We start from the raw sequence: 25,159 nt of genomic DNA, 5'->3' as shown, positions 1-25,159 counted from the left end.
GCAAATACGTTCGTCACTGCTGCTGCCAACCGACCGTGACATACGCACCGCGTCGCGGCGAGTTATATGAGTAGGCCGTTTCATAGTCCTTGTTCAACAGGTTCTGGATCTGCGCGGCGACATACCACGCCTTCGTGATGTTGTAGCGCGCCGACAGATTCACCACACCGTAGCCGCCCAGCATGCCGCTGCTATCTTCACGGGCGCCGCTGACGATCCACTCGCCGCCGACACGCCACCCGGCAATGCTGCGATTTACCGCCAGCGACGCGAAGCGCCTTGCACGCCGCACGAGATCGGTATCGCTATCGAGGTCGACGGCATTCTGCAGCGTTACCGACGCGCGCACGTCCGTCTTGCCCACATGGCCGCTCCACGATCCCTCAAGCCCCTGCACCTTCGCATGGCCGACGTTCTCGGCCAGATAGATGCCGGGCGTAACCTGCTCGTAGTCGATCAGATTCGAATAACGCGTCTGGAACACGCTAAGACGCATCACGCCAAGCGCGTTCGACGCGTACTGCAACGCTGCTTCGATCGAATGGCTGCGCTCCGGCTTGATCGACGGATTGCCGCTGATCGGATAGTACAGATCGTCGAAGCTCGGCGCGCGGAACGAATCCGAATAGCTTGCAGTCGCCTTCCAATGCTCAGTGATGTCAAAGCCGTAGCCGAGATAGTAACTGTTCGCCCCGCCGAAATCGGAATACTGATCGCGCCGCACGTTGGCCTGAATCTGATTGCGCCCAAAGCGCCCCGTGTAGCCGACAAAGCCCGAATCGACATGCCGGTCGGGAGCGGCGAACGTATCCGAGTCGAGACTCTGATCCAGATGCTCATAGCCGACCTGCAGTTTTTGCTGCGCGGCGAGCGCGAAATCGTTCTGCCACGTGTACTGGCGATTGTCGCTATCGAAGCGACCGTTGTAGATGCCGTTGGTATTCGCCACGCTGCGGTCGTCGCCTTCGGAAACGATGAAGTGCGTGGTCCACCAGTCGGTCAGTTTGCCGTTCGCGAACACCGACACCTGGCGCACTTTGCTGTAGAGGTTGTTCAGATCGGTCGGCACACCGTACGCGTTGTCGTAGCTGTTATTGCCGTTCGACTGGAAATAGGTGACGCCCGCGTCCCACTTGTCGCTGAACTTGTGACGCAGCGAAGCCGAGATGCTTTCGTTCAGATAGCCGTTCGCGTTCGGATTCGCGTTGGGTGCCTGTGACGGATTGAGCGACGAAAAACCGTCATCTTTCGAGCGCGCGAGCGAAATGCTGAAGGTGGTGTTGCCGTCTTTATCCAGCCCGCCGTTCACACCGGCTTGCTGCGTCTGCGTGTGATAGCTGCCATAGCCCACCGAAAAATTGAAACGCGGCGGATGGTCGCCGCCGTCTTTGGTGAACACCTGCACCACGCCGCCAATTGCGCCGGAGCCGTAAAGCGCGGACACGTTGCCATTCACCACTTCGACGTGATCGATCTGGTCGAGCGGAATCTGCGCGAGTTGCGGCGCGCCCAGGCTCACGGAGTCGACCCGTACGCCGTCGATCAGCAAAAGCGATTGCGTCGACGACGCGCCGCGCAGAAACAGACTCGTCGTGGAGCCCGGGCCACCGGTGCGCGAAATTTGCGCGCCGGGCGCGAGTTGCAGCAGACCGGGCAAATCGGTCGCGGTCGTATCGGCGATATCCTGCTGATCGAACAGCGTGGTCTGTGGGATCGCATCGGCGAGCGGTTGCGGCCCGCGCTCCGCGGTCACGACAACGGGCGACAACACCGCGGGTGACGAACCGGTCGCCCCCGTATCGGCAGAAGAAGAAGAAGAGGGCGACGAAGAAGAAGCAGCAGCTTGAGCATGCACGACGAGCGGCAGGCTCGCAACAGCGAGCAACGCCGCGCGAGCGATGGGGGACAGCATGGGATGACATTCCTGTGGATAGCGTGCGCGGCCCGCTTCCCCGCGGGCCGATGCGTAACGAGGCGCCCGCGTTGTTTTACGTTTGCGCGGGAACGAACCTCTCCCTCTGGCCGGTATCCGGGCTGGCGACACATCGATCCCGCCTTCCCACGCGTGACGCGCAGTGGCACACTCGCGTGTTCAGCTTCAAACACGCGATCAGGATCGACCTGCATGACGAATGCGGTCGCTTACCGTTGCGGGGGCAGCGCAGGTTAGCGCGTTCAGACGAGGCGCGCGCCCTGCTTCCCGTTTAACTGCGCACACTGTGGAAAAGCGTGCGCGAGCACCAAAGTGCGGCCAGTTTAGGAGCGGCCTTCAGGTCCGTCAAGAATGGTTAATCCGTGCGCAAACTGTTCTGTTAAGTGCAGGTTATTGTCCGATGCATGAGTTGTTTTTCATCATATGGTCGACAAAAGCCTGCACAAAGCGATGTTGTTACGTCTCGAAACGAGACAATTGTCGGAACGTGCGACATTCCGCGCTAAAATGCGATGTCTTTAGAGGACGCAGCAGATGCTCACCGAACTCGAAACACTTTCACAGAATATCGGCAAGCTGATCACGATCAGCCAACGCCACAATGAAGCGCGGCTCGCGCTCGAAGATCAGCTCGCCCAAACGCGCGCCGAAGCAGAGGCCACGCGCACGGAACTCGCGCTGATGCGCGAGGAGCGCGATGCACTGCAGGCGGAACGCGACGCGCTGTCGGCAAAGATCGACGATGCACAGGTGCGCCTCAATGCGATCCTCGAAAAACTGCCGCGGGCCCGCGCGCACAGCGAGCCGGACAATCAGCTCGATCTGCTCGAGGCCGCGCCGCATGAGGAAGAAGCGGAGAGCGACGTCACCCGCCATGGAGAAAATGCATGACCACCAAGCAGATCGAAGTATCGATTCTCGGCGTGCCCTATCGTCTCGCCTGCTCGCCGGAAACTGAAGGCGCGCTGCTTGAAGCGGTTGCACGCGTCGACGCCGAGATGTCGAAGATCCGCAATAGCAGCAACGTGCGCGGCACGGATCGCATTGCCGTCATGGCCGCGCTGTCGCTGGCATCGGAACTGCTTAAGCTGCAAAGCAGCGTGCGGCACGGAGAAGCATTTCCCGCTGAAGAAATCCGGCGTACAATGCACCAGATGAACGAGCAACTGGGTACTGTGATTCAGCAGTACAGCATGTAAAAGTATCTTGTAGCCGGTCCTGAGATCGGCTGCGGATTCAAACGAGGTGCATGAGCAAAGATTCATGCAAACGTTTTGAATTCAATCGGTTTGACTTCCCTGCCTGGTTCGCCAAGGTCATATATTCCTTGAACCAATGCCATGTGCACGGTTGTGGAAATTTGTAGCACGGGTGTGCGCGTCACTCTGTCTGATGTACCCGAAGTGCTGCTAACTGCGACCAATTCTGAACCCCCGGTTCAGGATGCCGGCCTAGCGGCTAAGGCGGGGACCTATTCAAACGGCATCGGACTTCGGTTCGGTGCCGTTTTTCTTTGGGCCTCGATTTTTCTTGCTGTATCAAACCTTTAACGTTCAATTCGATTCATGCGCTACTGGCTAATGAAGTCCGAACCGGACGAAGCAAGCATCGACCATCTTGCCCAGGCACCGCACCATACGTTGCCGTGGACTGGCGTGCGCAACTATCAGGCGCGCAACTTCATGCGCGACACGATGCAGGTCGGCGACGGTGTGCTGTTCTATCACTCGAGTTGTCCGGAGCCAGGTATTGCGGGGCTCGCGGAGGTATCGTCCACCGCGTATCCGGACCCCACTCAATTCGATAAGAAGAGCCCCTACTACGACCCGAAGTCGTCGCAGGAAACGCCGCGCTGGCTACTCGTCGATGTGGTGTTCAAGAAGAAGATCCCGTTGATTCCGCTTGCCGCGCTGCGCGAGCATGAGGAATTGAAGGACATGCGTGTGCTCGTCAAAGGCAACCGCCTGTCGATCACACCGGTGACCGAAGCTGAATGGCGCTTCATCACCAAACGTCTTGTTTAACGTTGCATACGCACATGTGACCCGTTGCGGCTTGTTTCACGCGCAAGTCTGTGCGCGGATGAAAGCAAACGTTGAGCAAACGTCAAATTAGGGAACCAAGCTCAGGTTACAAGCGCCTAACGGACTCGCAAACGTTGTGCCATCGCATGGCGTTCGCTCCAATCGTGCACAACCTGTTCAAGCAAGGAGTCCAAGAATGACGAAAAACACCGCACGTGCACTCGCTCTCGCTCTCGTATGCGCCGCCCCTGCCGCGTTCGCACTGACGCCGGCCATGGCCCGCGCGCAAGGCGTGACGCAGTATCAGCCCGTCGGCGTGCTGTCGCTGAATGCGCAAGCAAGCTCGGAAGTGCCGCAAGACGTCGTCGATATCACGCTGTTCTACGAGCAGGAAGCGAGCGATCCGTCCGCGCTCACCTCCACGCTGAACCAGCGCGCCGACGCAGCGCTGCAAAAAGCCAAGGGCGTGAACGGCGTAACAGCTCGCACCGGCTCCTTCTCTATCTACCCGTCCACCGATCGTGACGGCCGTATTTCCGCATGGCGCGGCCGTACTGAAGTTGTGCTCGAGTCGCACGACTTCGCCGCGGCGTCGAAACTCGCAGGCCAGATGGCATCGATCATGCAGGTCGGCAACGTGCAGTTCTCGCTGTCGCCTGAAGCGCAGCGTGCCGCGGAGCAGAAGCTCACCGGTGAAGCCATCAAGTCGTTCCGTGAGCAAGCCGCTTCTTCGGCGCAGGCGTTCGGCTACAACGGCTATTCGATTCGTGAAGTCAACGTCGGCCACAACGGCGTCATGCCCCGTCCGATGATGATGATGAGCGCACGTGCAATGGGTGCCGATGCTAAGGCATCCGCGCCGGTGCCGATCGAAGGCGGCACGTCGACGGTAACGGTCAATGTGTCGGGCTCGGTGCAGATGAAGTAACGCGTTTTTACGGCAGACGTCCTGCTGTAGAGAAAAAAGCCACGGCATGCCGTGGCTTTTTTTCATTGGCTACTCAGCTCACTACGATAAAACGTAGCGCTCAATTCGCGCCGACCGTCTGCGCCGGTTCACGCCGCGCACGGCGATAGGACCACACCAGTATCCCGATGCCCACGAGGATCATTGGCAGCGAGAGCCATTGGCCCATCGAGAGACCCATTGCCAAAAGCCCAAGGAAATCGTCCGGCTCACGCGCGAATTCCACCGTGAAACGCGCAAGGCCGTAGCCGATCAGGAACACCGCGGAAATCGCGCCCATCGGTTTCGGTTTGCGTGAGAAGAAGAACAGCACGAAGAACAGCGCCACGCCTTCCAGCGCGATCTCATACAACTCCGACGGATGACGCGGCAGCATGTGATATTGCGCGAATACGTCGTTCAGATGCCATTGCGCGGCCAGTTGCGGATGCGCGGTGAGCCACGCGGCATCATCGGGCGCGGCGCCTGGAAACAGCATCGCCCAGGGCGCTGACGGATCGGTCACGCGGCCCCACAACTCACCGTTGATAAAGTTGCCGAGGCGCCCTGCCGCGAGCCCGGTCGGCACCATTGGCGCGACGAAATCGGTGACCTGCAACCACGAGCGCTTGCGCTGATAGGCGAACAGCACCATCGCCAGCGTCACGCCGAGGAAGCCACCGTGAAACGACATGCCGCCTTCCCACACCTTGAAGATGTCGAGTGGATGCGCGAAGTAAAAGCTCGCCTTGTAGAACAGCACGTAGCCGAGCCGGCCGCCGAGGATCGTACCGAGCACGCCGTAAAACAGCATGTCGTCGATATCCTTAGCGGTCCAGCCCTGTGCGGCGACGTACGGCAAACGCAGCCGCAACCGGCCGACGACGATCGCCGCGATGAACGCAACGAGGTACATCAGTCCATACCAGCGCACAGCAAGCGGCCCCAGATGAATGGCAACGGGGTCGAAATTCGGGTGAATGAGCATCGTGTTGTTATGGGCAGTTCAGGTTCAGAAGCGGATTTCTAGTCGAGTTTCAAGTAGCAGCCGGCGGTGGGCGCATCATGCGGCGCATGCGTTGGACGGTTTCGCTTGCAATGCGTTCGCGGCAGCGGCTCACCTAGGCTCGCCTAAACACGAGGCGCCGCGAACTGCGCCTCCATGGTGGCCGCGTGCGCTCGGACGATCTCGATGAAGCCGGCCAACACCGGACTCACCTCCGCCGTGCGCCAGACCAGCCCCGTCTCGATCGCCGGCACCGATTCGGAGAGCGGCCGGTACACGACACCAGTGCGGCGCAGATTACGCAACGATTGCGGCACCAGTGCGACGCCCATCCCGGCCGACACAAGGCTCACGATCGTCTGCATCTGGATCGCCTCCTGGCCGACCCGGGGTGCCAGGCCCGCCACGCCGTAGCAATCCATAATGATGTCATAAAAGCCTGGCGCCAGACGTCTTGGGAAGATCACGAGCGGCTCGTCGGCGACGTCGCGCAGGCTGATGGGCGTTTCCAGCCACTCCGCGTGCGAGTCAGCCTTGGAGCCGGCGGCGCGGCCCACGCGCTGCGCCATATCCGTCGACATCGCGATCACCAGCGGCTCGCGGGCGATCGGCAACCACGAGAGCTGGGTGGCATGGCGCGACGGTAGCGGCGCGATCACGAGGCCTGCGTCGATGCGCCCGGCCACCAGTTCCTCGATCTGGACGTCGCTGGTGGCTTCGGTCAGTTCGAGGCGCACCCGTGGATGGCGCACGCCGAAATCGCGCAGCAGCAACGGCAGCAGGCCGTAATCGGCCGTCGAGACGAAGGCCAGCGACAGCGCCCCGGCCTCGCCTCGCGCGAGGCTCTGCGCCAGCGGCCGCAGCCCCTCGGCGCTCGCCAGCAGGCGCTGCACTTCGGGCAGCAGGTCAGCACCAACCGGCGTGAGTTCCACCGAGCGCTTGGTGCGCGCAAACAACTCGACGCCGAGCGTTTCCTCCAACGCCCGAATCGCCTGCGACAACGGCGGCTGCGTCATGGAAAGACGCACGGCCGCCCGCCCGAAGTGCTTTTCTTCGGCGACGGTCACGAAATAGCGCAACTGGCGCAGGTCAGGAATCGTAGGCAACATGATTAATACATTTTACGACCTAATCGAGCCTGAATAATATATTGGACACGCGCTTCGCAAAACTGCACCCTTGCGCAACGCGTCGGAACTAAACTGAACTGACCAGAAGCGCCGTATCGGCCGACGCCGCCGGCAACGCATTGGCAGCGTCAGCGCAGCCTTTGCGGCAGCACCTGAGCCCCGCATACGCAGCACGGATCAAAACAAAACAGATTGGAGTTCCCCATGGCATACAACCGTCGTTCGAAGAACATCACGCAAGGCGTGGCGCGCTCACCGAACCGCTCGATGTACTACGCACTCGGCTACGAAAAGGCCGACTTCGACAAGCCGATGATCGGCATCGCCAACGGCCACTCGACCATCACGCCGTGTAACGCCGGCCTGCAGCGTCTGGCCGACGCGGCCGTCGCCGCGGTCAAGGGCGCGGACGCGAATCCGCAGATCTTCGGCACGCCGACGATCTCGGACGGCATGTCGATGGGCACCGAAGGCATGAAGTACTCGCTGGTGTCGCGCGAAGTCATCTCCGACTGTATCGAGACGTGCGTGCAGGGCCAGTGGATGGACGGGGTGGTCGTGATCGGCGGCTGCGACAAGAACATGCCGGGCGGCATGATCGGCATGCTGCGCACCAACGTGCCGAGCATCTACGTGTATGGCGGCACGATCCGTCCGGGTAACTGGAAGGGCACCGACCTGACCATCGTGTCGTCGTTCGAAGCAGTGGGCGAATTCACGGCCGGCCGGATGTCGCAGGAAGATTTTGAAGGGGTCGAAAAGAACGCGTGCCCGTCCACGGGTTCGTGCGGCGGCATGTACACCGCCAACACGATGAGCTCGTCGTTCGAAGCGATGGGCATGTCGCTGCTGTATTCGTCGACAATGGCCAATCCGGACCAGGAAAAGGTCGACTCGGCGGCCGAATCGGCACGGGTGCTGGTCGAAGCGGTCAAGAAGGATCTGAAGCCGCGCGACATCGTCACGAAGAAGTCGATCGAAAACGCCGTGGCCGTCATCATGGCCACGGGCGGCTCGACCAACGCCGTGCTGCACTTCCTCGCCATCGCCCACGCGGCTGAAGTGGAATGGACCATCGAAGACTTCGAGCGCATGCGCAAGAGGGTGCCGGTGATCTGCAACCTGAAGCCGTCGGGCCAGTTCGTGGCGACCGATCTGCACAAGGCCGGCGGCATTCCGCAAGTCATGAAGATCCTGCTCGACGCAGGCCTGTTGCACGGCGATTGCATCACGATCACCGGCAAGACGATCGCTGAAGAACTGAAGGACGTGCCGAGCAAGCCACGCGCCGATCAGCAGGTGATTTTCCCGATCGAGCAAGCGCTGTACAAGGAAGGCCATCTGGCGATCCTGAAGGGCAACCTGGCCGTCGACGGCGCCGTCGCCAAGATCACCGGCCTGAAGAACCCGGTCATCACCGGCCCGGCCCGCGTGTTCGACGACGAGCAAAGCGCGCTGGAAGCGATTCTGGCCGACAAGATCGTGGCCGGCGACGTGGTCGTGCTGCGCTACCTCGGCCCGAAGGGCGGCCCCGGCATGCCGGAAATGCTCGCGCCTACGTCCGCGATCATCGGCAAGGGACTCGGCGAAAGCGTCGGCCTGATCACCGACGGCCGCTTCTCGGGCGGCACGTGGGGGATGGTGGTCGGTCACGTCGCGCCGGAAGCCTTCGTGGGCGGCACGATCGCGTTTGTGCAGGAAGGCGACTCGATCACGATCGACGCGCACAAGCTGCTCCTGCAACTGAACATCGACGACGCCGAACTGGAACGCCGCCGCGCTGCATGGCAGCAACCGAAGCCGCGTTACACGCGTGGCGTGCTGGCGAAGTACTCCGCGTTGGCGCTGCCGGCCAACAAGGGCGCGGTGACGGGCTAAGCGGGCATTAAGCACACGCTGCGCTGATCCGCCTCGATTCACCTCGATTGGCCGGGGCTTACGCGCAGCATCGCTCGACGCCACGTCGGCTGCGTCAGTTACGAAAAAGCGCAAAGGGGCGCACGGGAAACCGTGCGCCCCTTTCCTTTTATAATGCATGCACTACGAGTCGGGCACCTGCACCGACGGAGACCAGAATGAAATCAATGTCGTATGCAGCGCTCGCGGCGGCCAGCGTGCTGAGCGCTATGTTAGGCGCCGGCAGTCCGGCGGCGCACGCGGAAGTGCCCACCGCCCTCGCGCTTGCCCAGCAGCAGAACTGCATGAGCTGCCACTCGGTGACACGTCCCTTCATGGGACCGGCGCTGCATGACGTCGCCTCGAAATATGCCGGCCGCGAGGATGCCGCTACCTATCTGAAGCACAAGATTCTGGATGGCAGCACGGGCGTGTGGGGCGCGGTGCCGATGCCCGCGAATACGCAACTCACGCCCGATCAGGCGGCTACGCTGGCGAGCTGGGTGATGACGCTCAAATAACGGCGCTTAAACGAAAACTCAAATGAACCCCGCTTGATGAAAGCGGTGAGCGCGCCCGGATAACGGCACGCCCCCAGCCACGATCAGGCGCTGCCCGAGCGCCGCGCGATCTCCTGATCGACCGCTTCCCTGACCCAGCCGGTCAATTCCGTCTCCAGCGCCAGCGCCACTTCGCGCGTGATCTGGTTGACGAGCCAGGACGTGTGATCCTGCAACGCATCGCGGCAACGTGCTTCGATAATGCCGCGCCCCTCGCCCGTCAGAAAACCCGCGAACCGTCCACGCAGACGTTCGGCGATGACATCGGCATCAAGATTCGGTTGCGGCTGCGCTTCGTGAGCGATATCCGGCGGCACGATCGTACCCGCCTCGATCGGCGCATGCGGTTCAGCCCGGTCGAAGACGCCCGCAGACGCAAAGGCCGGCTCATGTCCGTGCCGGTGATCGGCAGCATGGTGTGCCCTCGAACGCTTTTTCGGGTGGGCGTGCTCGGCCGGATGCGCTTGCTCCGACACATGCGCTTGCTCCGCCACGTGCGCTTGCTCAGCCACGTGCGCTTGCTCAGCCACGTGCGCGGGCTCCGGCGCGAGCGTCGGCTCCTTCTGTGCCTGCAGGGTTTCTGGCGCAAGCACCGGCTCAGGCTCGTGCCTGGGTTCCGGCGTAAGGACCGGTTCTTGCGCAGTCGCGGGATCGGCCGCCGGCTGGGTAGCCGGCGCCGCTGCGCCACCCTCCACCTGGCGCGCCTGGGCAGGATGGCCCGGCACGAGAATCTCGTTCAGAACCGGGATCGAACTATCGTTAGGATCGGACACGCGCGCTCTCCGTGTTTGAGTCCAAGCCGAGGCAGGCCGCGCGCGCGTCGAATCCATCCGACAAAACACCACGCGACGCGGACGAAATGGTGCCTAGCTGCCTTGCTTGTAGTTGTTCAAAGCATAGCCGCGATCGCGATAGAAACGATAGCGTTCGCGGCCCGCCGCGAGTTCGTCGTGTGCGTTACCGACCACTTCCAGCAATCTCTCGAAACGGGCGAATTGCGCCGGCACCGTGGCGCCGAGATTGAGCAGCACCTGATGATGCGGCACATCATCGAGGTTCGAGGCCAGCACAATTGGTGTTTGCGCGGCGAGCGGCGTGCCCGCCATGCAGTGCGGCACGAAATCGAGGGGCGAGAAGGTCCACAACTGCTCGTCGAAAGCCCGCAGACGCTCGGGCTCGGCCAGCACGATGGTCGGCTGGCCCGCCTGATACGCCTTGCGGATCAGGCGGCACGCATACAGCAGCGAATCGCCGACGTTCGAGTGAAAATCGATTCTCGTCATCGGCAGCTCCGCTTTGCGTCTACAGCGACGCCTGTAACCTTACTGCAATGCGTCATTGTGCAGCGCGACCGTCCGCGGCCCTACCGTCCGCGGCCCGGTCGATGAGGAACTGCGCGAGCAAGGGCACCGGGCGGCCGGTGGCGCCCTTCGCCGCGCCGCTCTTCCACGCGGTGCCGGCAATGTCCAGATGGGCCCACGGATACGCTTCAGTGAAGCGCGACAGGAAGCACGCCGCCGTCACGCTGCCCGCCGGACGGCCGCCGATGTTGGCCAGGTCCGCGAAATTCGACTTGAGCTGATCCTGATACTCGTCGTCGAGCGGCATGCGCCAGGCCGGGTCGGAGGCTTCACGCGAGGCATCGAGCAGTTCGCCCGCCAGCGCGTCGTCTTTCGAGAACAGACCGCTGTTGTGATGACCCAGCGCGATGATGCAAGCGCCCGTCAGCGTGGCGATGTCGATCACCGCCGCCGGCTTGAAACGCTCGGCATAGGTCAGCGCGTCGCACAGGATGAGCCGGCCTTCGGCGTCCGTATTCAGCACTTCGATCGTGAGGCCCTTCATGCTGGTGACGATGTCGCCCGGCTTGGTGGCGGTGGCCGACGGCATGTTCTCGACAGCCGGGATAATGCCGACCACATTGATTTTCAGGCCCATTTCGGCGACGGCGCGCAACGTGCCCAGCACCGAACCGGCCCCGCACATGTCGTACTTCATCTCGTCCATGCCTTCGCCCGGCTTCAGCGAAATGCCGCCAGTATCGAACGTGACGCCCTTGCCGACCAGCACCACCGGCGCGGCTTTCGCGGCGCCGCCGTGGTACTGCAGCACGATGAACTGAGCCGGTTCGACCGAGCCGGCCGTGACCGACAGGAACGAGCCCATCTTCAGGGCTTCGCACTGCTTTTCGCCGAGCACTTCGACTTTCAGCTTCCAGTCTTTGGCGAGCTTCTTCGCGGTGTTGGCAAGATAGGTCGGCGTGCAGACATTGCTCGGCAGGTTGCCGAGGTCGCGCGTCAGATCCATGCCGTTGGCAAGCGCGGCGCCCTGCTTGGCCGCGAGCTTGGCGGCCTTCTCATCGCCGGTGTTGACGCTGAACACGATGCGCTTCAGGGCGCGCGGCGCGTTGTCCGGCTTGCTCTTCATCTGTGTGAAGCGGTAGCTCAACTCGCGCAGCGCGAGGATCGCGGCGCGCACGCCCCAATCGGCCGAGCGCTCGAGGATCGGCAGTTGGGCGAGCGTGAAGGTGACCTGGACGATCTTGGTGCCGAGCAGTGCGCGCCAGGCGGCCCGCACGGCTTCACCGTAGGCTTTCTGACTGAAAGCATCCTGCTTGCCGAGGCCGACCAGCAATACGCGCGAAGCGCCGATGCCCGAGACTTCGTGCAGGAACAGGGTGGTGCCGGCCTTGCCGTCCATGTCGCCGGCCTTGATGACGCGGGTCAGGAGGCCCTTGGTGGCCACGTCGATCTCCAGCGCAGCGCCCGAGAGCGTTTGCGACTCGAACACGCCGATTACGATGCAATCGGATTTCCCGGTCAGGAAACCGTTTGACGAGCCTTTGGTCCAATCACAGGCTTTTATGCTAAAGTCCATCGCGCTTGTCCTCGGATAAAATCTGGGCTTAGGATGAAAGCCGCAATTATCCGCTATTTTTCCCGCGGCGGCTGCACCGGAGGCGTGACGGGAACCAATCCGTGCGTCACTGAGAGCGCCCCACCTCATCATCAATAATGATCTTCGAACGCTCCCTCCAGCGCGAACTCGCGTATACGGCTGGTGCCGTGTTCATGGTTCTCCTCACGCTCGTGCTGACGACGATGATGATCCGCATCGTCGGCCTCGCGGCCTCGGGCGAGATCGACCCGCGCGACGTGCTGGTCCTGATCGGCCTGACTGTGATCGGCTACCTGGCGATCATGCTCGTCGCGACCCTGTTCGTGTCGATCCTGTTCGTCCTGACACGTTGGTACAAAGACTCCGAGATGGTCGTGTGGCTGTCCTCCGGCGTCAGCCTGACGCAATTCATCAAGCCGATCGCCATTTTTTCCACGCCGATCATCATTCTCATCATGTTCTTCGTGTTCGTCGGCTGGCCGTGGTCGAACCAGCAGAACAAGCTGCTGCGCGCGCGTTTCCAGCAGCGCGACGAAGTCTCGCTGCTCGCGCCGGGTCAATTCCGCGAGTCGGCCACCAACCACCGCGTGTTCTTCATCGAGAAGATGTCGCCCGACCAGGCGCGCGTCGAGAACGTCTTCGTGACCAGCACGGAGAACGGCAAGGTCAACGTGGTCGTGTCGAAAACCGGCCACACCGAAACTGATAAGAACGGCGACCGCTTTGTCGTGCTGGAAAACGGCCGCCGCTATGACGGCGAACCGGGCCACCCCGATTTCCGCATCATGGAATTCGACCGCTACGGCCTGAAGATCCAGAGCCAGCCGGTCGTCAACACGCCAACTACCACCAGCTTGCCCACGCTCACGCTCCTGCGTAACCGCACCGACGACAATCTCGCCGAATTCGCCTGGCGCGCGGGGCTGCCGCTGATCGCGATCAACCTGATGCTGCTGGCGATTCCGCTTGCGCACCAGAACCCGCGGCGCAGCCGCACGATCAATCTGGTGATGGCCGTCCTGATCTATCTGACGTATTCCAATCTGCTTAATGTCGTGCAGTCGTGGATCGAGCAAGGCAGGATGTCGTTCGCGGTTGGACTGGTGGGCCTGCACGTTATTGTGGCGGTGATCGTCGCGTTCATCTTCTGGCTGCGCGTGCGCAACCGGCCGCTATTCACGCGGGCGATGTTCAGCCGTTCGCAGGGGGCCTGACCGATGCGCATCTATGAAAGGTATTTCGCGCGTCAGATCTATCTCACGTTCATCTTTATTCTGTTCGCGTTTTCGGGTCTGTTCTTCTTCTTCGACCTGATCAACGAACTGAATTCCGTCGGCCACGGCAACTACAAGTTCCAGTACGCGGTGCTGCGCGTCGCGCTGCAAACGCCGTCGCGCTTCTACGAAATCATTCCGGTTGCTGCGTTGATCAGCGCGATCTACGTGTTCGCGCAAATGGCGGCGAACTCCGAGTACACGATTTTTCGCGTGTCCGGCCTCGCCACCAATCAGGCGCTGCGCTCGCTCATGAAGATCGGCATTCCGCTCGTGTTCCTGACTTACCTGATCGGCGAAGTGGTCGGTCCGTACACGGATCAGTTGTCGGAACGCGTGCGGCTCGAGGCATTGGGGTCGTCGGTATCGAGCAACTTCGAGTCGGGTGTGTGGGTGAAGGACACGCTGACGGCGCGCGCGGACGGCGAGCAGGTGACGCGCTTCGTCAACGTTGGCGAATTGAAGCCGGACGCGACGATCAGCAACGTGCGCATCTACGAATTCGATTCGAAGTTCCGCCTCTCGAACGTGCGGATTGCGAAGAGCGGCACGTATCAGCCGCCGGGTCATTGGCAACTGACTGATGTGACGGACACGCAACTGATCGACGTCCCTCCTCCTCCGGGCACGCCGGCCGATGCGTTGAATCCGGTGTACCGTGCAAAGCAGGTGGAGTTGCCGGCGTATTCGCTGCGCTCGGAACTGACGCCACAGATCTTGTCGGTGCTACTGGTGTCGCCGGACCGGATGTCGATGTTCAATCTGTTCCGCTACATCCAGCATTTGACCGAGAATCATCAGGACACGCAGCGGTATGACATTGCGCTGTGGCGCAAGCTGCTGTATCCGTTTGCGGTGTTCGTGATGCTGGTGTTGTCGCTGCCGTTTGCGTATCTGCATACGCGCGCCGGCGTGGTGGGTGTGAAGGTTTTCGGCGGGATTATGCTGGGGATGAGTTTCCAGCTGTTCAATACGCTGTTCTCGCATATCGGCACGTTGAATACGTGGCCTGCGCCGTTGACTGCGGCTACGCCTGGGCTCGTTTATCTCGTGCTCGGGCTGGTCGGGTTGAAGTGGGTTGATCGCCATTAGGGGCCTTTGTCATGGCTACGCATGGACTTGTTTTGTTTGCGCATGGCGCGCGGGATGTGCGGTGGCGGGAGCCATTTGAAAGGCTCGCTGAGAAGGTTCGCGCTGCGCGCGGCTCTGATGCTGAGGCTGGGCCGGTTTTGTTGGCTTTTCTTGAGTTGATGGAGCCGGATTTGCCTACCGCTGTGGGGTCTCTTGTCTCCGACGGGTGTTCTGTTGTGACTGTTGTGCCTGTGTTTTTTGGGCAAGGTGGGCATGTTCGCAGGGATCTGCCGGAGGTGATCGAGAGGTGTCGGGGGGCGTATCCTGCTGTCGAGATTAAGTGCGCTACGGCGGTTGGCGAGGATGAGGGTGTGTTGGACGCTGTTGCTGGGTATTGCCTTCGGCAGGGTTGATTTTGTTTGCCTGCTCGGTGCTTTTGTCTGTTTGCCTAGGGCGTTGGCCTTTCCTTGATTTGCTAGTGGTCTATTAGCGTTGCCCCTGTGCGGGGCGGCACCTACTTTTCTTTGCCGGCTGCAAAGAAAAGTAGGCAAAAGAAAGCAGCTCAAACCGCTACTGCTAAGTGGGCACCGTGGTCTGCTGCGGGTAGTGGTACATCTGGAATCCGTGTTCTCGCACATTCCGCGCTAGTGACAAAGGGCTCATCAGCTCCCACTCCGCACTGCGTGCGTCGCGGACGGGTCTGCATGGGAAACCGCCGGCTTCGGTTGAGTTGAGGTCCGTGGGGGCCGTCGGCTTCGCCTCGGCGATGCGCTGAGAATATCGGGTTTTTGAATTGACGCTTGGTGAACCAAGCAGCTAGTGCCGTGACTTAGAAGCTTGTTGCATCAATTCTCCGTTCTTTCTGGAATGACGAAGTGCTGATTAAAAAGCCGCTCGGACTCGCGTAGTCCTTCGTCCGTAAAAATCACGGACTTCGTCTTGTTGACGGGGTCTTCGATGAAGCCTCTTTCATGGAGTCGGTTCAGCACATCCCAGTCAAAGCCCTTCCATGCGCGGTATCGGTCATGCAGGGTCAGGTAGAGAAGGGCTAGGGCGACTTCGTCAATTGCATCGATATTGATATTCATGGTGTTCCTGCTGCAGCCTTCCGGACCCGCACTAAAACCGTTCGAGGCTAGCCAGCGTCTCATCAGTTGACCTACTCCAGACAAACGGTTTGCGTGACCGCCGTCTGCCCATCGTTGCCTCCTCGTCTCAAGTGCCAGACAAAACACTTTAGTACGTGATCGGCATCATCCAATGAATTTTTAACTCAAGACGCTGATGATCTCAAGTGTGCCCTAACGCCGGAAGCAGCTATTGACCTAATAGCGCAGCAGTGAGCGTAACGACAGCTAGTTGCTGGCAGGATTTCCGCAGCGTGTCGACAACAACGCACGGGTTTGGTGAAGTACCGCGTCGGCGCGCGCAGCGCCGCCGGAAGTATGACGCCCTTGTCACAGACGCCGAATGTGCGAGAACACAGATTCCAGATGCCCCACTACCCGCAGCAGACCACGGCGCCCACTTAGCAGTAGCGGTTTGAGCTGCTTTCTTTTGCCTACTTTTCTTTGCAGCCGGCAAAGAAAAGTAGGTGCCGCCCCGCACAGGGGCAACGCTAATAAACCACTAACAAATCAAGGAAAGGCCAACGCCCTAAGAGCACTGACAAACAAGCGCCGCAAAAGGCAGAAAACCTCAAGCAGCCACCAACATCCCATCCGCGGAGCGAACCACCTGCTGCCGAGCAGCAAAAGCCTCCCCAATCATCAGAAGACTAGGCTGCGAAGCATCAAGCCACTGCTGAGCCTCACCGCACGCGAGCCCCGAAAGCGTAAGAGTAAGCATCCGCTCACGAGGCGTACTACAAGCCTCGACAATCGCCACCGGAGTCGCCCCATCGCGCCCAGCATCAATCAACTCCTGTGCTATCTCAGGCCCACTATCCCGCCCCATGTAAAACACGAGCGAATCAGCATTCACCTGCTCACGAATCGCCGCAGTATCCGCCGCCCGGCTATGCGTAGCCAACGCAACGCTACGAGACACGCCGCGAAGCGTCAACGAACGCTTCAAAGAAGCCGCACTAGCCAGCGCAGCCGTAATCCCAGGCACCACCTCATACTCGATACCAGCCGCCTCAAGCGCCCGCATCTCCTCATCCGCGCGCCCAAACAACATCGGATCGCCGCCCTTCAAACGCACCACCACATCGTGCTCAAGCGCCGCATCCACAATCTGCTTGTTGATGAACTGCTGCGCCGTCGACAGCTGCCCGCACCGCTTGCCAACCGCAATCCGCCGCGCGTGGGAAGGTGCGTAGTCGAGCATTGCCGGCTCGACAAGCGCGTCATGCAACACGACATCCGCCGCGCCGAGCAGCCGCGCGCCGCGCACCGTGATGAGATCCGCGGCCCCTGGCCCTGCACCGATCAGATACACCTTACCCATTCGCCTTAACCCCATTCGTCCAGTTCGTGCGAAACCCAAAGCCGCGAGCGCCCGTTAGTTACCCAGTCGGTGACTCAAGCCGAAAACGACCGGATCATCCCAGCCGCGACGGTGTGATGCGTCGCTTCGTCGATCAGCACGAATGCGCCCGTGCCCTGATGCGAGTCGTACACGTCGCACACCAGCGGCTTTTGCAACGTCAGCGACACACGGCCGATGTCGTTCATCGTCAGGTCCTTGCGATCGGTTGCCTGCGACAACGTATGCACGTCGAGCACTTCCTTGATCGCGCCAATCCGAGCGAACACCGTGTTGGTGGTCTGCTTCAGCAAGTACTTGCGTTGCGTCGACAGCGGCGTGTCGTCGAACCAGCACAAGTCGGCTTCCAGCTTCTTGGCCGGTTCCGGCGCCGCTTCGCGCAGCACGAAGGTGTCGCCGCGCGATACGTCGACGTCTTCCGCCAGGCGAATCGTCACGGTTTGGCCGGCAAACGCGCGGTCCACCGCTGCCGTTCCGCCCGTCACCGGTGCGATGATCTCGGCAACCGTCGCTTCACGGTTCGCCGGCAGCACGACGATGGTATCGCCGACCTTCACCTCGCCCGCTTCGACACGGCCCATGTAGCCGCGGAAATCGTCGGCCTGGCTGCCGTCCTGACGCGCGACCCATTGCACCGGGAAACGCAGCGCCTGGCCCGTCGGAACTTCCACCGGCAACGCTTCGAGCAAATCGAGCAGCGGCTCGCCCGCGTACCACGGCATGCTTTCGCTAGCCGTCACGATGTTGTCGCCCTTCAGCGCCGACACCGGCACGAAGCGCACATCGTTCAGACCGAGTTGACGCGCGAGTTCGACATACGCATCGCGAATCTCGTTGAAGCGCGTTTCGCTGTAGTCGACGAGGTCCATCTTGTTGATCGCGACGATCGCATGCTGCAAGCCCAGCAACTTCACCAGCGCGCTGTGGCGCTTGGTTTGCGGCAGCAGTTGCGCAACGCCGTCGATGAACGTTACACGCGTTGCGTCGACCAGGATGATCGCTGCATGCGCGGTCGATGCACCCGTCACCATATTGCGCGTGTACTGTTCGTGGCCCGGCGTGTCGGCGATGATGAACTTGCGCTTGGCCGTTGCGAAGTAACGGTAGGCAACGTCGATCGTGATGCCCTGCTCACGTTCGGCTTCGAGGCCGTCCGTCAGCAGCGACAAATCGATTTCGTCGCCAACGGTACGCTTATTTTTTGCGCGCGACAGTGCCGAGAGCTGGTCGCTCAGCACGGCCTTGCTGTCGTACAGCAGGCGGCCGATCAACGTGCTCTTGCCATCGTCGACGCTACCCGCAGTAATGAAACGCAGCACGCCGAGGTCTTCTGGTTGGTGAATACCGCTCATGATTGTCTTACCCTCTGTCGATCGGAGTTAGCGCTTTAGCGCTTACTCCGATCCCATGCAACTTGTTGCGGTCGATCGGAGTTAGGGCGAAGCACTAACTCCAGTCCCATATTAGAAATAACCTTGCTTCTTACGCTGTTCCATCGCGGCTTCGGAGACTTGATCGTCCATCCGCGTCGCGCCGCGTTCCGTGATTTCGGTCACGGCCGTTTCGGCGATGATTTTCTCGAGATCGTCCGCATCGCTTTCCACCGGGCACGTGCAGCTGATATCGCCCACGGTGCGAAAACGGACCAGCGCGGTTTCGCTGGTCTCGCCTTCACGCATCGGCGTAAGCGGCGTAACCGGCACGAGCAGGCCGTTGCGGCGCACGATCTCGCGTTGATGCGCGTAATAGATCGACGGCAGTTCGAGCTGTTCGCGGGCGATGTACTGCCACACGTCGAGTTCGGTCCAATTCGAAATCGGGAACACGCGCAGGTGTTCACCGTTATGCAGACGCGCGTTATACAGGCTCCACAGTTCCGGGCGCTGCGCCTTCGGATCCCATTGGCCGAATTCGTCGCGGAACGAGAAGATGCGTTCTTTTGCACGGGCCTTTTCTTCGTCGCGGCGCGCACCGCCGATCAGCGCGGTGTACTCGTGTTCAGCGATCGTTTCGAGCAGCGTCACGGCTTGCGCGGCATTGCGCGAATCCAGTTCGCGGCGCAGACGCACCGTGCCGCGCTTGATCGAATCTTCGACGTGACCCACCACCAGTTCAGCGCCGATTTCTTTCGCGCGGCGATCGCGGAAGTCGATCACTTCGTCGTAGTTGTGACCGGTGTCGATATGCACGAGCGGGAACGGCAGTACAGTCTTGCGATTCGCGCCGATGCCGAAGGCTTTCAGCGCGAGATGCAGCACCACGACCGAATCCTTGCCGCCCGAAAACAGCAACGCAGGCTTGCTGCATTCGGCGACCAGTTCGCGCAGGATGTGGATCGACTCGGCTTCGAGCCAATCGAGGTGGTCCATCCGGTTCGCCGTGTTGGTAAGCGGTGCATTCACAGTGGAATCGAGCGTGGTGCTCATGTTTGGGTCCTTCGTTGATTCGCGTCGCAAGCGGTTGCCTGCGTCGCGGAAGTATTCAAATCGGTATGTGCGGCGTTCAGGTCAAAAACCAAGGCCTGAACGTCCTGAATGCTTTATGCCGAAGCGTTCTCGCTGCTGACTGGGATCGGCGTAATCGTCGTGATGTGCAGTCCGCATTCCTTCGTATCGCGCGACTCCCACCACCAGCGCCCTGCCCGGCTGTCTTCACCGGGACGGATCGCGCGGGTACAAGGCTCGCAGCCAATGCTCGGATAACCGCGCGCATGCAGCGGATTGACCGGCACGTCCAACGCTTTGAGGTAGTCCCACACCTCAGCTTCGGTCCAGTCCGTCAGCGGATTGAACTTGGCGATGTTGCGAGCGGCGTCGTGTTCTTCCTCGTGCAGTTCAGCACGCGTCACCGACTGCTCGCGGCGTTGGCCCGTCACCCATGCGCTGACATCCGACAGCGCGCGGTTCAACGGCTCGACCTTGCGGATTTCGCAGCAGCGCTTGCGCAGATCGACGCTTTCATAAAACGCGTTCAGGCCATGCGAGCCGACATACTCTTCAACCGCGGCGGCTTGCGGGTGAAACTGCTCGATATCGTAGCCGTAGCGCTCTTTCACGCGATCGAGCATGCCGAGCGTTTCAGCATGCAGACGGCCCGTGTTCAGCGAGAAGATGCCGATCTTCACGCCGCGCGACAGAATCGCGTGCGTGAGCAGCATGTCTTCCGCTGCGAGGCTGCTGGCGAGCTTCACATTCGCGTGACGCGCGGCGATCGAGTCGAGCAGCGCATTAAGGCGCTCGACCTTCGCGGCGAGTTCCGGCGTGAGCAGTTGTGCGCCGCTCATGCCGAGACCTTTGCCAGTTCGCCCGCTTCGCGGCGGCGGAACAGCGGCGACGAGTTCACCGCACCCTGATAGTTAAAGCTGAATTCGTCGAACGCCTTGAGCGCGTCGTCGAAGTCTTTGTCTTCACGCAATGCGTAAGCGTCGAAGCCGCAGCGGAACATGAACGTCAACTGATCGCGCAGCACGTCGCCGATCGCGCGCAGTTCGCCCTTGTAGCCATAGCGCTCACGCAGCAGGCGGCCGATGCTGTAGCCGCGGCCGTCGCGGAACACCGGGAAGTCCACGCCGATCAGCGCGATCGTGTCGAAGTCGCCGACGATATCCGCCGGTTCGCTTTCCGGCGCGAGCCACACGCCGATTTCAGCGGTGCTGCGCGAAGCGATCAGCGCGTCGCGCGAAGCCTGCCACAACGCGAGCGGCACCAGCACCTTGCCGGCCGGCAAGGCGTCGACTGCGGGCAGCGTGCCGTCTTCAGCGGCGCGCACCACCGTCCAGTCGTCGTTGACGATCGCGCGATTCTTGATAATAGAAGCCATCTGTTCAGTATCCTTTTCGCGGTTACGCGTGAGCCGGTTGACGCGAGGCGTACACACGTTCCTTGAACGGGGCCATGCCGATGCGGTTGTACGTTTCGATGAAGCGCTCGCCTTCGTGGCGATTCTCCACGAACGTGTCGATCACTTTGCTCATCACGTCCGGCATTTCTTCCGCCGAGAACGACGGGCCGATCACGCGGCCGAGATGCGCGCCGGTTGCACCCGTGCCCTGCTCGCCACCGAGCGTCACCTGGTACCACTCCGAGCCGTCCTTATCGACGCCCAGAATGCCGATGTTGCCGACGTGGTGGTGACCGCAGGCATTGATACAGCCCGAGATGTTCAGCGATACGTCGCCGAGGTCATACACGTAGTCGAGATCGTTGAAGCGTTCCTGAATCGCCAGCGCAATCGGAATCGACTTGGCATTCGCGAGCGAGCAGAAATCGCCGCCCGGGCACGCGATGATGTCGGTCAGCAAGCCGATGTTCGGCGTCGCGAAACCTTGCGCCTTGGCCTTTTCCCACAGCGCGAACAGGTCGCGCTTCTTCACGTTCGCGAGAATCAGGTTCTGTTCGTGCGACACGCGGATTTCGCCGAGCGAGTATTCGTCGGCCCAATCGGCGACCGCTTCCATCTGCACGTCGGTTGCATCGCCCGGCGCGATCGTCGTCGGCTTCAGCGACAACGTGACGGACGAATAACCCTCGACCTTGTGCGGACGCACGTTACGTTCGACCCAACGGGCGAACGCACGGTTTTCCAGCAGATGGTTCTCGAACGAAGCATCCGTATCCGGCAGCTTTTCGTACACCGGCGGCTGGAAGTATTGCGACACGCGGTCGACTTCAGCCTGCGTCAGCGTCGAAGGACCGTCCTTCAGGTGTTGCCATTCTTCTTCGACCTGCGCCGAGAATTTCTCCGGGCTCAGTGCCTTCACGAGAATCTTGATGCGCGCCTTGTACATGTTGTCGCGGCGGCCATAGCGGTTGTACACGCGCAGCACGGCTTCGCAGTATGTCAACAGGTGTTGCCACGGCAGATCGGTACGTATGATTGCGCCGATGATCGGCGTACGGCCCATGCCGCCGCCGGCCAGGATGTCGGCCACCAGCTCGCCCTGCTCGTTCTTCCTCAGATACACGCCCATGTCGTGAATCTGCACGGCAGCACGGTCTTCCTTCGAACCCGACACGGCGATCTTGAACTTACGCGGCAGCCAGGCGAATTCCGGGTGGAACGTCGACCATTGGCGCAGGATTTCTGCCCACGGACGCGGATCGACCACTTCGTCCGGCGCTACGCCGGCAAACTGGTCGGCCGTGATGTTGCGGATACAGTTGCCCGAGGTCTGGATGCCGTGCATCTGGACGGCCGCGAGCTTGCGCAGGATTTCCGGCGTTTCTTCGAGCTTGATCCAGTTGTACTGGATGTTCGAGCGCGTCGAAAAGTGACCGTAGCCGCGGTCGTGCTCGCGCGCGATCTGGGCCAGCACGCGCATCTGGTCGCTGCGCAGGTTGCCGTACGGAATCGCGATGCGGTGCATGTACGCGTGACGTTGCATGTACAGGCCGTTCTGCAGGCGCAGCGGACGGAACTCCTCTTCGCTCAATTCGCCCGACAAGCGGCGGCGAACCTGATCGGCGTATTGCGCGACCCGCTCATCGACGATGGTCTGGTCGTACTGATCGTATTGGTACATTCGGGGACCCCAATTTTTTGCGTGACACACGGCAGTCCGGTTCTGCCGCGCCCTAGATATCTCTATTTGTCAGTCCAGCCGAGTCAGGGTTTAGACCCATCTCTCATTTGCTTATGACAAATACAGATATCCATATTGAAAAAGATGGACAGATCGTAATAAACTCGCCTTATATTTCAAACGACTAAAAAATTCTTTTGATATGCGGAGAGGTTATATATGAACCTGCATCAATTCCGCTTCGTCCGCGAGGCTGTGCGGCAGAATTTCAACCTGACCGAAGCGGCCAAAGCACTGTTTACAAGCCAGCCGGGCGTCTCCAAGGCGATCATCGAGCTGGAAGACGAGCTGGGCGTCGAAATCTTCACACGACACGGCAAGCGCGTGCGCTCGCTGACCGAGCCGGGGCGCATCATTCTTCAGTCGGTTGAGAAGATTCTGCAGGAAGTGGAGAGCCTCAAGCGGGTCGGTAAAGATTACGCGGCCCAGGATCAGGGCAACCTGGTGATCGCCGCCACCCACACGCAGGCGCGCTACTCACTTCCGGCCGCAATCGCCGAATTCAAGAAGCGCTTCCCGAAAGTTCACCTTTCAATTCTGCAAGGAAGCCCGACCCAGGTAGCCGAAATGGTGATCCACGACCAGGCCGACCTCTGCATCGCCACCGAAGCGATCGCTAACTATAAGGAGCTGGTTTCGCTGCCCTGCTTCCAGTGGCATCACGTCGCCGTGATGCAACCGGATCATCCGCTGCTCGACCGCAAACTTTTGTCGCTGGATGATCTGACCCAATATCCGCTGATTACGTACGACAACGCGTTCGCCGGCCGCACCAAGATCAACGAGGCATTCCGCCTGCGCGGGCTGCATCCGGACATCGTGCTGGAAGCGATCGACGCCGACGTGATCAAGACCTACGTCGAACTGGGTCTGGGCGTCGGCATCATGGCGGATATCGCGTTCAACGCTGAGCGCGACCGCCATCTGCGCGCCATGCCGGTCGGCCACCTGTTCGGCAGCAATGTGACGCGGGTCGCGCTGAAACAGGGCGCCTATCTGCGCAGCTATGTGTATACGCTCGTCGAACTGCTGTCGCCGAGCATGAACCGCAAGCTGATCGAACAGGCGCTCAAAGGCGAACACGAAACCTACGAACTTTGAACTGACCACGCTTCCCTCTACGGAGACCCTTGATGACGTCGCATAAGAACAAACTTCGCGGCCTGGCCGCTCTCGGCGCGCTCTTGCTCGCTACCGCAGCACAGGCCGACATCAAGGTCGGCATCGACCTGTCGAGCACCGGCCCCGCAGCCGTAATCGGCATCACGAGCAAGAACGCGATGCTGATGTGGCCGGCCACGATCGCAGGCCAGAAAGCTGACTACATCTTCCTCGACGACGGCTCCGACCCGGGCAACGCGGTGCGCAACATCCGCAAGCTGATCAATGAGGACCATGTCGACGTGATCGTCGGCCCGAATATCACGCCTGCGGCAATGGCCGCGCTCGATCCGGTCGCGGAAAGCCAGACACCGATGATTACGCTCGTCGGCTCGGCAAGCGTGGTCGAGCCGCAGGAAGGCAAGAAGGTGTGGGCCTACAAGATGGCGCAGACCGACAGCGCGATGGCCGACGTGATGACACGCTACATGTCGAACCACAACGTGAAGACGGTGGGCTTCATCGGTTTCGCGGACGGCTACGGCGAAAGCTGGCTCAACGAGTTCAGCAAGTTCGCGGCCTTGCGGCATATTCAACTGGTGGCCACCGAGCGCTATAACCGCACCGACGCGAGCGTCACCGGCCAGATCCTTAAGCTGATGGCCGCGAAGCCCGACGCGATCCTGATCGCCGGCGCCGGCACGCCGACCGTGCTACCGCAGCGCACGCTGATCGAACGCGGCTTCAAGGGCCCGATCTATCAGACGCACGGTATCGCCACGCCCGAGTTCATCAAGCTGGGCGGCAAGGACGTGGAAGGCACGCTGTTCCCGACGCAGCCGGTCGTGGTGGCGCGCACGTTGCCGGCCGATTATCCGGCGAAGAAGGCGGCGCTCGCCTTCACCAACGAATATGAAGCGAAGTACGGCCCGGGCAGCGTGACCCAATTTGCGGGTGATGCGGCGGGCGTGTACCCGCGTTTGCAGGATGCCGTCGCGCGTGCGTTGAAGACGGCGCAGCCGGGCACGCCGGCTTTCCGCACTGCACTGCGTGACGAACTGGAACATGCACATGAACTGGTCGTGCCGAACGGCGTGGTCAATACGAGCCCGAAGGATCACGTTGGGCTGGATCAGCGCGCGAGCGTGATGGGCATCATCAGGAACGGTAAGTTCGTTTATTTGAGTCAGTGAACATGGCATGTGCGCGCGGAGAGTTCCGTCACGGTTCAGCCGCGTGTCCCACTACG

At 61.0% G+C, this 25,159-nt stretch carries 24 protein-coding genes, 1 other RNA gene and 1 riboswitch; of the genes, 12 read left to right on the top strand and 13 right to left on the bottom strand.

The features are described from left to right. Window positions 1-13: 13 nt before the first annotated feature. Window positions 14-1,912, bottom strand: coding sequence for a TonB-dependent receptor (locus tag M0D64_RS27550; RefSeq protein WP_266260032.1), 1,899 nt, complete (start codon window positions 1,910-1,912; stop codon window positions 14-16). Between the two features lie 90 nt (window positions 1,913-2,002). Continuing rightward, a riboswitch (cobalamin riboswitch) is annotated at window positions 2,003-2,260 on the bottom strand. Between the two features lie 207 nt (window positions 2,261-2,467). On the opposite strand from M0D64_RS27550, the gene M0D64_RS27545 reads away from it, so the two are divergent. The 5 genes from M0D64_RS27545 to M0D64_RS27525 all read left to right on the top strand — a co-directional run bounded on the left by M0D64_RS27545 (window position 2,468) and on the right by M0D64_RS27525 (window position 4,885). Next, on the top strand, window positions 2,468-2,824 hold the full coding sequence (locus M0D64_RS27545) for a hypothetical protein (RefSeq protein WP_054035121.1): 357 nt from the start codon (window positions 2,468-2,470) through the stop codon (window positions 2,822-2,824). After that, window positions 2,821-3,132, top strand: coding sequence for a cell division protein ZapA (locus tag M0D64_RS27540; RefSeq protein ID WP_054035122.1), 312 nt, complete (start codon window positions 2,821-2,823; stop codon window positions 3,130-3,132). Before M0D64_RS27545 ends, M0D64_RS27540 begins: the two co-directional genes overlap by 4 nt. 93 nt (window positions 3,133-3,225) lie before the next feature. Next, a non-coding RNA gene (gene ssrS, locus M0D64_RS27535) (6S RNA) lies at window positions 3,226-3,407 on the top strand. Window positions 3,408-3,498: 91 nt separating this feature from the next. Then, window positions 3,499-3,957 carry an EVE domain-containing protein gene (locus M0D64_RS27530; protein ID WP_154562123.1) on the top strand — a complete coding sequence of 153 codons (459 nt, stop codon included), beginning with the start codon at window positions 3,499-3,501 and terminating at the stop codon, window positions 3,955-3,957. A 196-nt stretch (window positions 3,958-4,153) separates the two neighbouring features. Beyond that, window positions 4,154-4,885 carry an SIMPL domain-containing protein gene (locus M0D64_RS27525; RefSeq protein WP_266260031.1) on the top strand — a complete coding sequence of 244 codons (732 nt, stop codon included), beginning with the start codon at window positions 4,154-4,156 and terminating at the stop codon, window positions 4,883-4,885. Between the two features lie 100 nt (window positions 4,886-4,985). On the opposite strand, the gene lgt is transcribed toward M0D64_RS27525, so the two are convergent. Next, window positions 4,986-5,891: a prolipoprotein diacylglyceryl transferase gene (lgt, locus tag M0D64_RS27520; protein ID WP_171929421.1), complete on the bottom strand. Its 906-nt coding sequence runs from the start codon at window positions 5,889-5,891 to the stop codon at window positions 4,986-4,988. Between the two features lie 143 nt (window positions 5,892-6,034). Further along, a complete protein-coding gene (locus M0D64_RS27515) occupies window positions 6,035-7,018 on the bottom strand; it encodes a LysR family transcriptional regulator (RefSeq protein ID WP_266260030.1) in 984 nt (327 codons plus the stop codon). A 225-nt stretch (window positions 7,019-7,243) separates the two neighbouring features. Between M0D64_RS27515 and ilvD the strand changes: the two genes are divergently transcribed. Together ilvD and M0D64_RS27505 are read left to right on the top strand one after the other, a co-directional pair. Continuing rightward, complete coding sequence (gene ilvD, locus M0D64_RS27510) at window positions 7,244-8,917, top strand: dihydroxy-acid dehydratase (RefSeq protein WP_154562131.1); 1,674 nt, start codon at window positions 7,244-7,246, stop codon at window positions 8,915-8,917. Window positions 8,918-9,114: 197 nt separating this feature from the next. Beyond that, the gene (locus tag M0D64_RS27505) at window positions 9,115-9,456 is read left to right on the top strand and encodes a c-type cytochrome (protein ID WP_154562133.1); all 342 of its coding nucleotides are present in this window, start codon (window positions 9,115-9,117) and stop codon (window positions 9,454-9,456) included. 83 nt (window positions 9,457-9,539) lie between these two features. Here the strand turns inward: M0D64_RS27505 and M0D64_RS27500 are convergent, their stop codons facing one another. The 3 genes from M0D64_RS27500 to M0D64_RS27490 form a co-directional block, all read right to left on the bottom strand. Then, the gene (locus tag M0D64_RS27500) at window positions 9,540-10,268 is read right to left on the bottom strand and encodes a DUF2486 family protein (protein WP_266260028.1); all 729 of its coding nucleotides are present in this window, start codon (window positions 10,266-10,268) and stop codon (window positions 9,540-9,542) included. A gap of 93 nt (window positions 10,269-10,361) precedes the next feature. After that, entirely contained in the window at window positions 10,362-10,778 is a 417-nt protein-coding gene (locus tag M0D64_RS27495; protein WP_134960722.1) for a DNA polymerase III subunit chi, read from the bottom strand. 52 nt (window positions 10,779-10,830) lie between these two features. Next, entirely contained in the window at window positions 10,831-12,372 is a 1,542-nt protein-coding gene (locus M0D64_RS27490; protein ID WP_154562137.1) for a leucyl aminopeptidase, read from the bottom strand. Between the two features lie 137 nt (window positions 12,373-12,509). Between M0D64_RS27490 and lptF the strand changes: the two genes are divergently transcribed. Genes lptF through M0D64_RS27475 form a run of 3 tightly spaced genes read left to right on the top strand, consistent with a single transcriptional unit; the run spans window position 12,510 to window position 15,151 of the window. Next, window positions 12,510-13,607 (top strand): LPS export ABC transporter permease LptF, encoded by a 1,098-nt coding sequence (lptF, locus tag M0D64_RS27485; RefSeq protein ID WP_154562139.1) that lies wholly within the window; start codon window positions 12,510-12,512, stop codon window positions 13,605-13,607. 3 nt (window positions 13,608-13,610) lie between these two features. After that, window positions 13,611-14,759: an LPS export ABC transporter permease LptG gene (gene lptG, locus M0D64_RS27480; RefSeq protein WP_154562141.1), complete on the top strand. Its 1,149-nt coding sequence runs from the start codon at window positions 13,611-13,613 to the stop codon at window positions 14,757-14,759. A gap of 11 nt (window positions 14,760-14,770) precedes the next feature. Next, complete coding sequence (locus M0D64_RS27475; protein ID WP_154562143.1) at window positions 14,771-15,151, top strand: sirohydrochlorin chelatase; 381 nt, start codon at window positions 14,771-14,773, stop codon at window positions 15,149-15,151. Between the two features lie 432 nt (window positions 15,152-15,583). Here M0D64_RS27475 and M0D64_RS27470 read toward each other — a convergent pair whose 3' ends face one another. From M0D64_RS27470 to M0D64_RS27440, 7 genes are all read right to left on the bottom strand, one after another. After that, the gene (locus tag M0D64_RS27470) at window positions 15,584-15,826 is read right to left on the bottom strand and encodes a DUF6429 family protein (RefSeq protein ID WP_097391632.1); all 243 of its coding nucleotides are present in this window, start codon (window positions 15,824-15,826) and stop codon (window positions 15,584-15,586) included. A gap of 610 nt (window positions 15,827-16,436) precedes the next feature. After that, window positions 16,437-17,189 (bottom strand): uroporphyrinogen-III C-methyltransferase, encoded by a 753-nt coding sequence (gene cobA / locus M0D64_RS27465; protein ID WP_154565944.1) that lies wholly within the window; start codon window positions 17,187-17,189, stop codon window positions 16,437-16,439. A 74-nt stretch (window positions 17,190-17,263) separates the two neighbouring features. Next, window positions 17,264-18,580 (bottom strand): sulfate adenylyltransferase subunit 1, encoded by a 1,317-nt coding sequence (locus M0D64_RS27460; protein ID WP_171926759.1) that lies wholly within the window; start codon window positions 18,578-18,580, stop codon window positions 17,264-17,266. 111 nt (window positions 18,581-18,691) lie between these two features. Next, window positions 18,692-19,654 carry a sulfate adenylyltransferase subunit CysD gene (gene cysD / locus M0D64_RS27455; RefSeq protein WP_054042851.1) on the bottom strand — a complete coding sequence of 321 codons (963 nt, stop codon included), beginning with the start codon at window positions 19,652-19,654 and terminating at the stop codon, window positions 18,692-18,694. A 113-nt stretch (window positions 19,655-19,767) separates the two neighbouring features. Beyond that, window positions 19,768-20,511 carry a phosphoadenylyl-sulfate reductase gene (locus M0D64_RS27450; protein ID WP_154565915.1) on the bottom strand — a complete coding sequence of 248 codons (744 nt, stop codon included), beginning with the start codon at window positions 20,509-20,511 and terminating at the stop codon, window positions 19,768-19,770. Next, the gene (locus tag M0D64_RS27445) at window positions 20,508-21,047 is read right to left on the bottom strand and encodes a DUF934 domain-containing protein (protein WP_154565916.1); all 540 of its coding nucleotides are present in this window, start codon (window positions 21,045-21,047) and stop codon (window positions 20,508-20,510) included. Before M0D64_RS27445 ends, M0D64_RS27450 begins: the two co-directional genes overlap by 4 nt. Before the next feature lie 22 nt (window positions 21,048-21,069). Then, a complete protein-coding gene (locus M0D64_RS27440) occupies window positions 21,070-22,749 on the bottom strand; it encodes a nitrite/sulfite reductase (protein ID WP_154565917.1) in 1,680 nt (559 codons plus the stop codon). 219 nt (window positions 22,750-22,968) lie between these two features. Here M0D64_RS27440 and M0D64_RS27435 point away from each other — a divergent pair, with 219 nt between their 5' ends. Next, complete coding sequence (locus M0D64_RS27435) at window positions 22,969-23,910, top strand: CysB family HTH-type transcriptional regulator (RefSeq protein ID WP_007175965.1); 942 nt, start codon at window positions 22,969-22,971, stop codon at window positions 23,908-23,910. Between the two features lie 32 nt (window positions 23,911-23,942). Next, the gene (locus M0D64_RS27430; RefSeq protein ID WP_154565919.1) at window positions 23,943-25,103 is read left to right on the top strand and encodes an ABC transporter substrate-binding protein; all 1,161 of its coding nucleotides are present in this window, start codon (window positions 23,943-23,945) and stop codon (window positions 25,101-25,103) included. Window positions 25,104-25,159: the final 56 nt, after the last annotated feature.

It is taken from the genome of Paraburkholderia sp. WS6 (assembly GCF_030464835.1).
Taxonomy (GTDB): Bacteria; Pseudomonadota; Gammaproteobacteria; order Burkholderiales; family Burkholderiaceae; genus Paraburkholderia; species Paraburkholderia madseniana.
Note: the sequence above shows the minus strand (reverse complement) of the source record. Positions and strands in the feature narration are given on the sequence as shown.

What these genes read in the sequence shown, in the direction of transcription:
- cobA (WP_154565944.1), bottom strand. Translation starts at nt 17,189, where the DNA reads ATGGGTAAGGTGTATCTGATCGGTGCAGGGCCAGGGGCCGCGGATCTC.
- M0D64_RS27460 (WP_171926759.1), bottom strand. Translation starts at nt 18,580, where the DNA reads ATGAGCGGTATTCACCAACCAGAAGACCTCGGCGTGCTGCGTTTCATT.
- M0D64_RS27545 (WP_054035121.1), top strand. Translation starts at nt 2,468, where the DNA reads ATGCTCACCGAACTCGAAACACTTTCACAGAATATCGGCAAGCTGATC.
- M0D64_RS27505 (WP_154562133.1), top strand. Translation starts at nt 9,115, where the DNA reads ATGAAATCAATGTCGTATGCAGCGCTCGCGGCGGCCAGCGTGCTGAGC.
- M0D64_RS27530 (WP_154562123.1), top strand. Translation starts at nt 3,499, where the DNA reads ATGCGCTACTGGCTAATGAAGTCCGAACCGGACGAAGCAAGCATCGAC.
- M0D64_RS27550 (WP_266260032.1), bottom strand. Translation starts at nt 1,912, where the DNA reads ATGCTGTCCCCCATCGCTCGCGCGGCGTTGCTCGCTGTTGCGAGCCTG.
- M0D64_RS27475 (WP_154562143.1), top strand. Translation starts at nt 14,771, where the DNA reads ATGGCTACGCATGGACTTGTTTTGTTTGCGCATGGCGCGCGGGATGTG.
- lptG (WP_154562141.1), top strand. Translation starts at nt 13,611, where the DNA reads ATGCGCATCTATGAAAGGTATTTCGCGCGTCAGATCTATCTCACGTTC.
- M0D64_RS27490 (WP_154562137.1), bottom strand. Translation starts at nt 12,372, where the DNA reads ATGGACTTTAGCATAAAAGCCTGTGATTGGACCAAAGGCTCGTCAAAC.
- lgt (WP_171929421.1), bottom strand. Translation starts at nt 5,891, where the DNA reads ATGCTCATTCACCCGAATTTCGACCCCGTTGCCATTCATCTGGGGCCG.
- M0D64_RS27470 (WP_097391632.1), bottom strand. Translation starts at nt 15,826, where the DNA reads ATGAATATCAATATCGATGCAATTGACGAAGTCGCCCTAGCCCTTCTC.
- M0D64_RS27515 (WP_266260030.1), bottom strand. Translation starts at nt 7,018, where the DNA reads ATGTTGCCTACGATTCCTGACCTGCGCCAGTTGCGCTATTTCGTGACC.
- M0D64_RS27495 (WP_134960722.1), bottom strand. Translation starts at nt 10,778, where the DNA reads ATGACGAGAATCGATTTTCACTCGAACGTCGGCGATTCGCTGCTGTAT.
- lptF (WP_154562139.1), top strand. Translation starts at nt 12,510, where the DNA reads ATGATCTTCGAACGCTCCCTCCAGCGCGAACTCGCGTATACGGCTGGT.
- M0D64_RS27440 (WP_154565917.1), bottom strand. Translation starts at nt 22,749, where the DNA reads ATGTACCAATACGATCAGTACGACCAGACCATCGTCGATGAGCGGGTC.
- ilvD (WP_154562131.1), top strand. Translation starts at nt 7,244, where the DNA reads ATGGCATACAACCGTCGTTCGAAGAACATCACGCAAGGCGTGGCGCGC.
- M0D64_RS27430 (WP_154565919.1), top strand. Translation starts at nt 23,943, where the DNA reads ATGACGTCGCATAAGAACAAACTTCGCGGCCTGGCCGCTCTCGGCGCG.
- M0D64_RS27435 (WP_007175965.1), top strand. Translation starts at nt 22,969, where the DNA reads ATGAACCTGCATCAATTCCGCTTCGTCCGCGAGGCTGTGCGGCAGAAT.
- M0D64_RS27540 (WP_054035122.1), top strand. Translation starts at nt 2,821, where the DNA reads ATGACCACCAAGCAGATCGAAGTATCGATTCTCGGCGTGCCCTATCGT.
- M0D64_RS27450 (WP_154565915.1), bottom strand. Translation starts at nt 20,511, where the DNA reads ATGAGCGGCGCACAACTGCTCACGCCGGAACTCGCCGCGAAGGTCGAG.
- M0D64_RS27445 (WP_154565916.1), bottom strand. Translation starts at nt 21,047, where the DNA reads ATGGCTTCTATTATCAAGAATCGCGCGATCGTCAACGACGACTGGACG.
- M0D64_RS27525 (WP_266260031.1), top strand. Translation starts at nt 4,154, where the DNA reads ATGACGAAAAACACCGCACGTGCACTCGCTCTCGCTCTCGTATGCGCC.
- cysD (WP_054042851.1), bottom strand. Translation starts at nt 19,654, where the DNA reads ATGAGCACCACGCTCGATTCCACTGTGAATGCACCGCTTACCAACACG.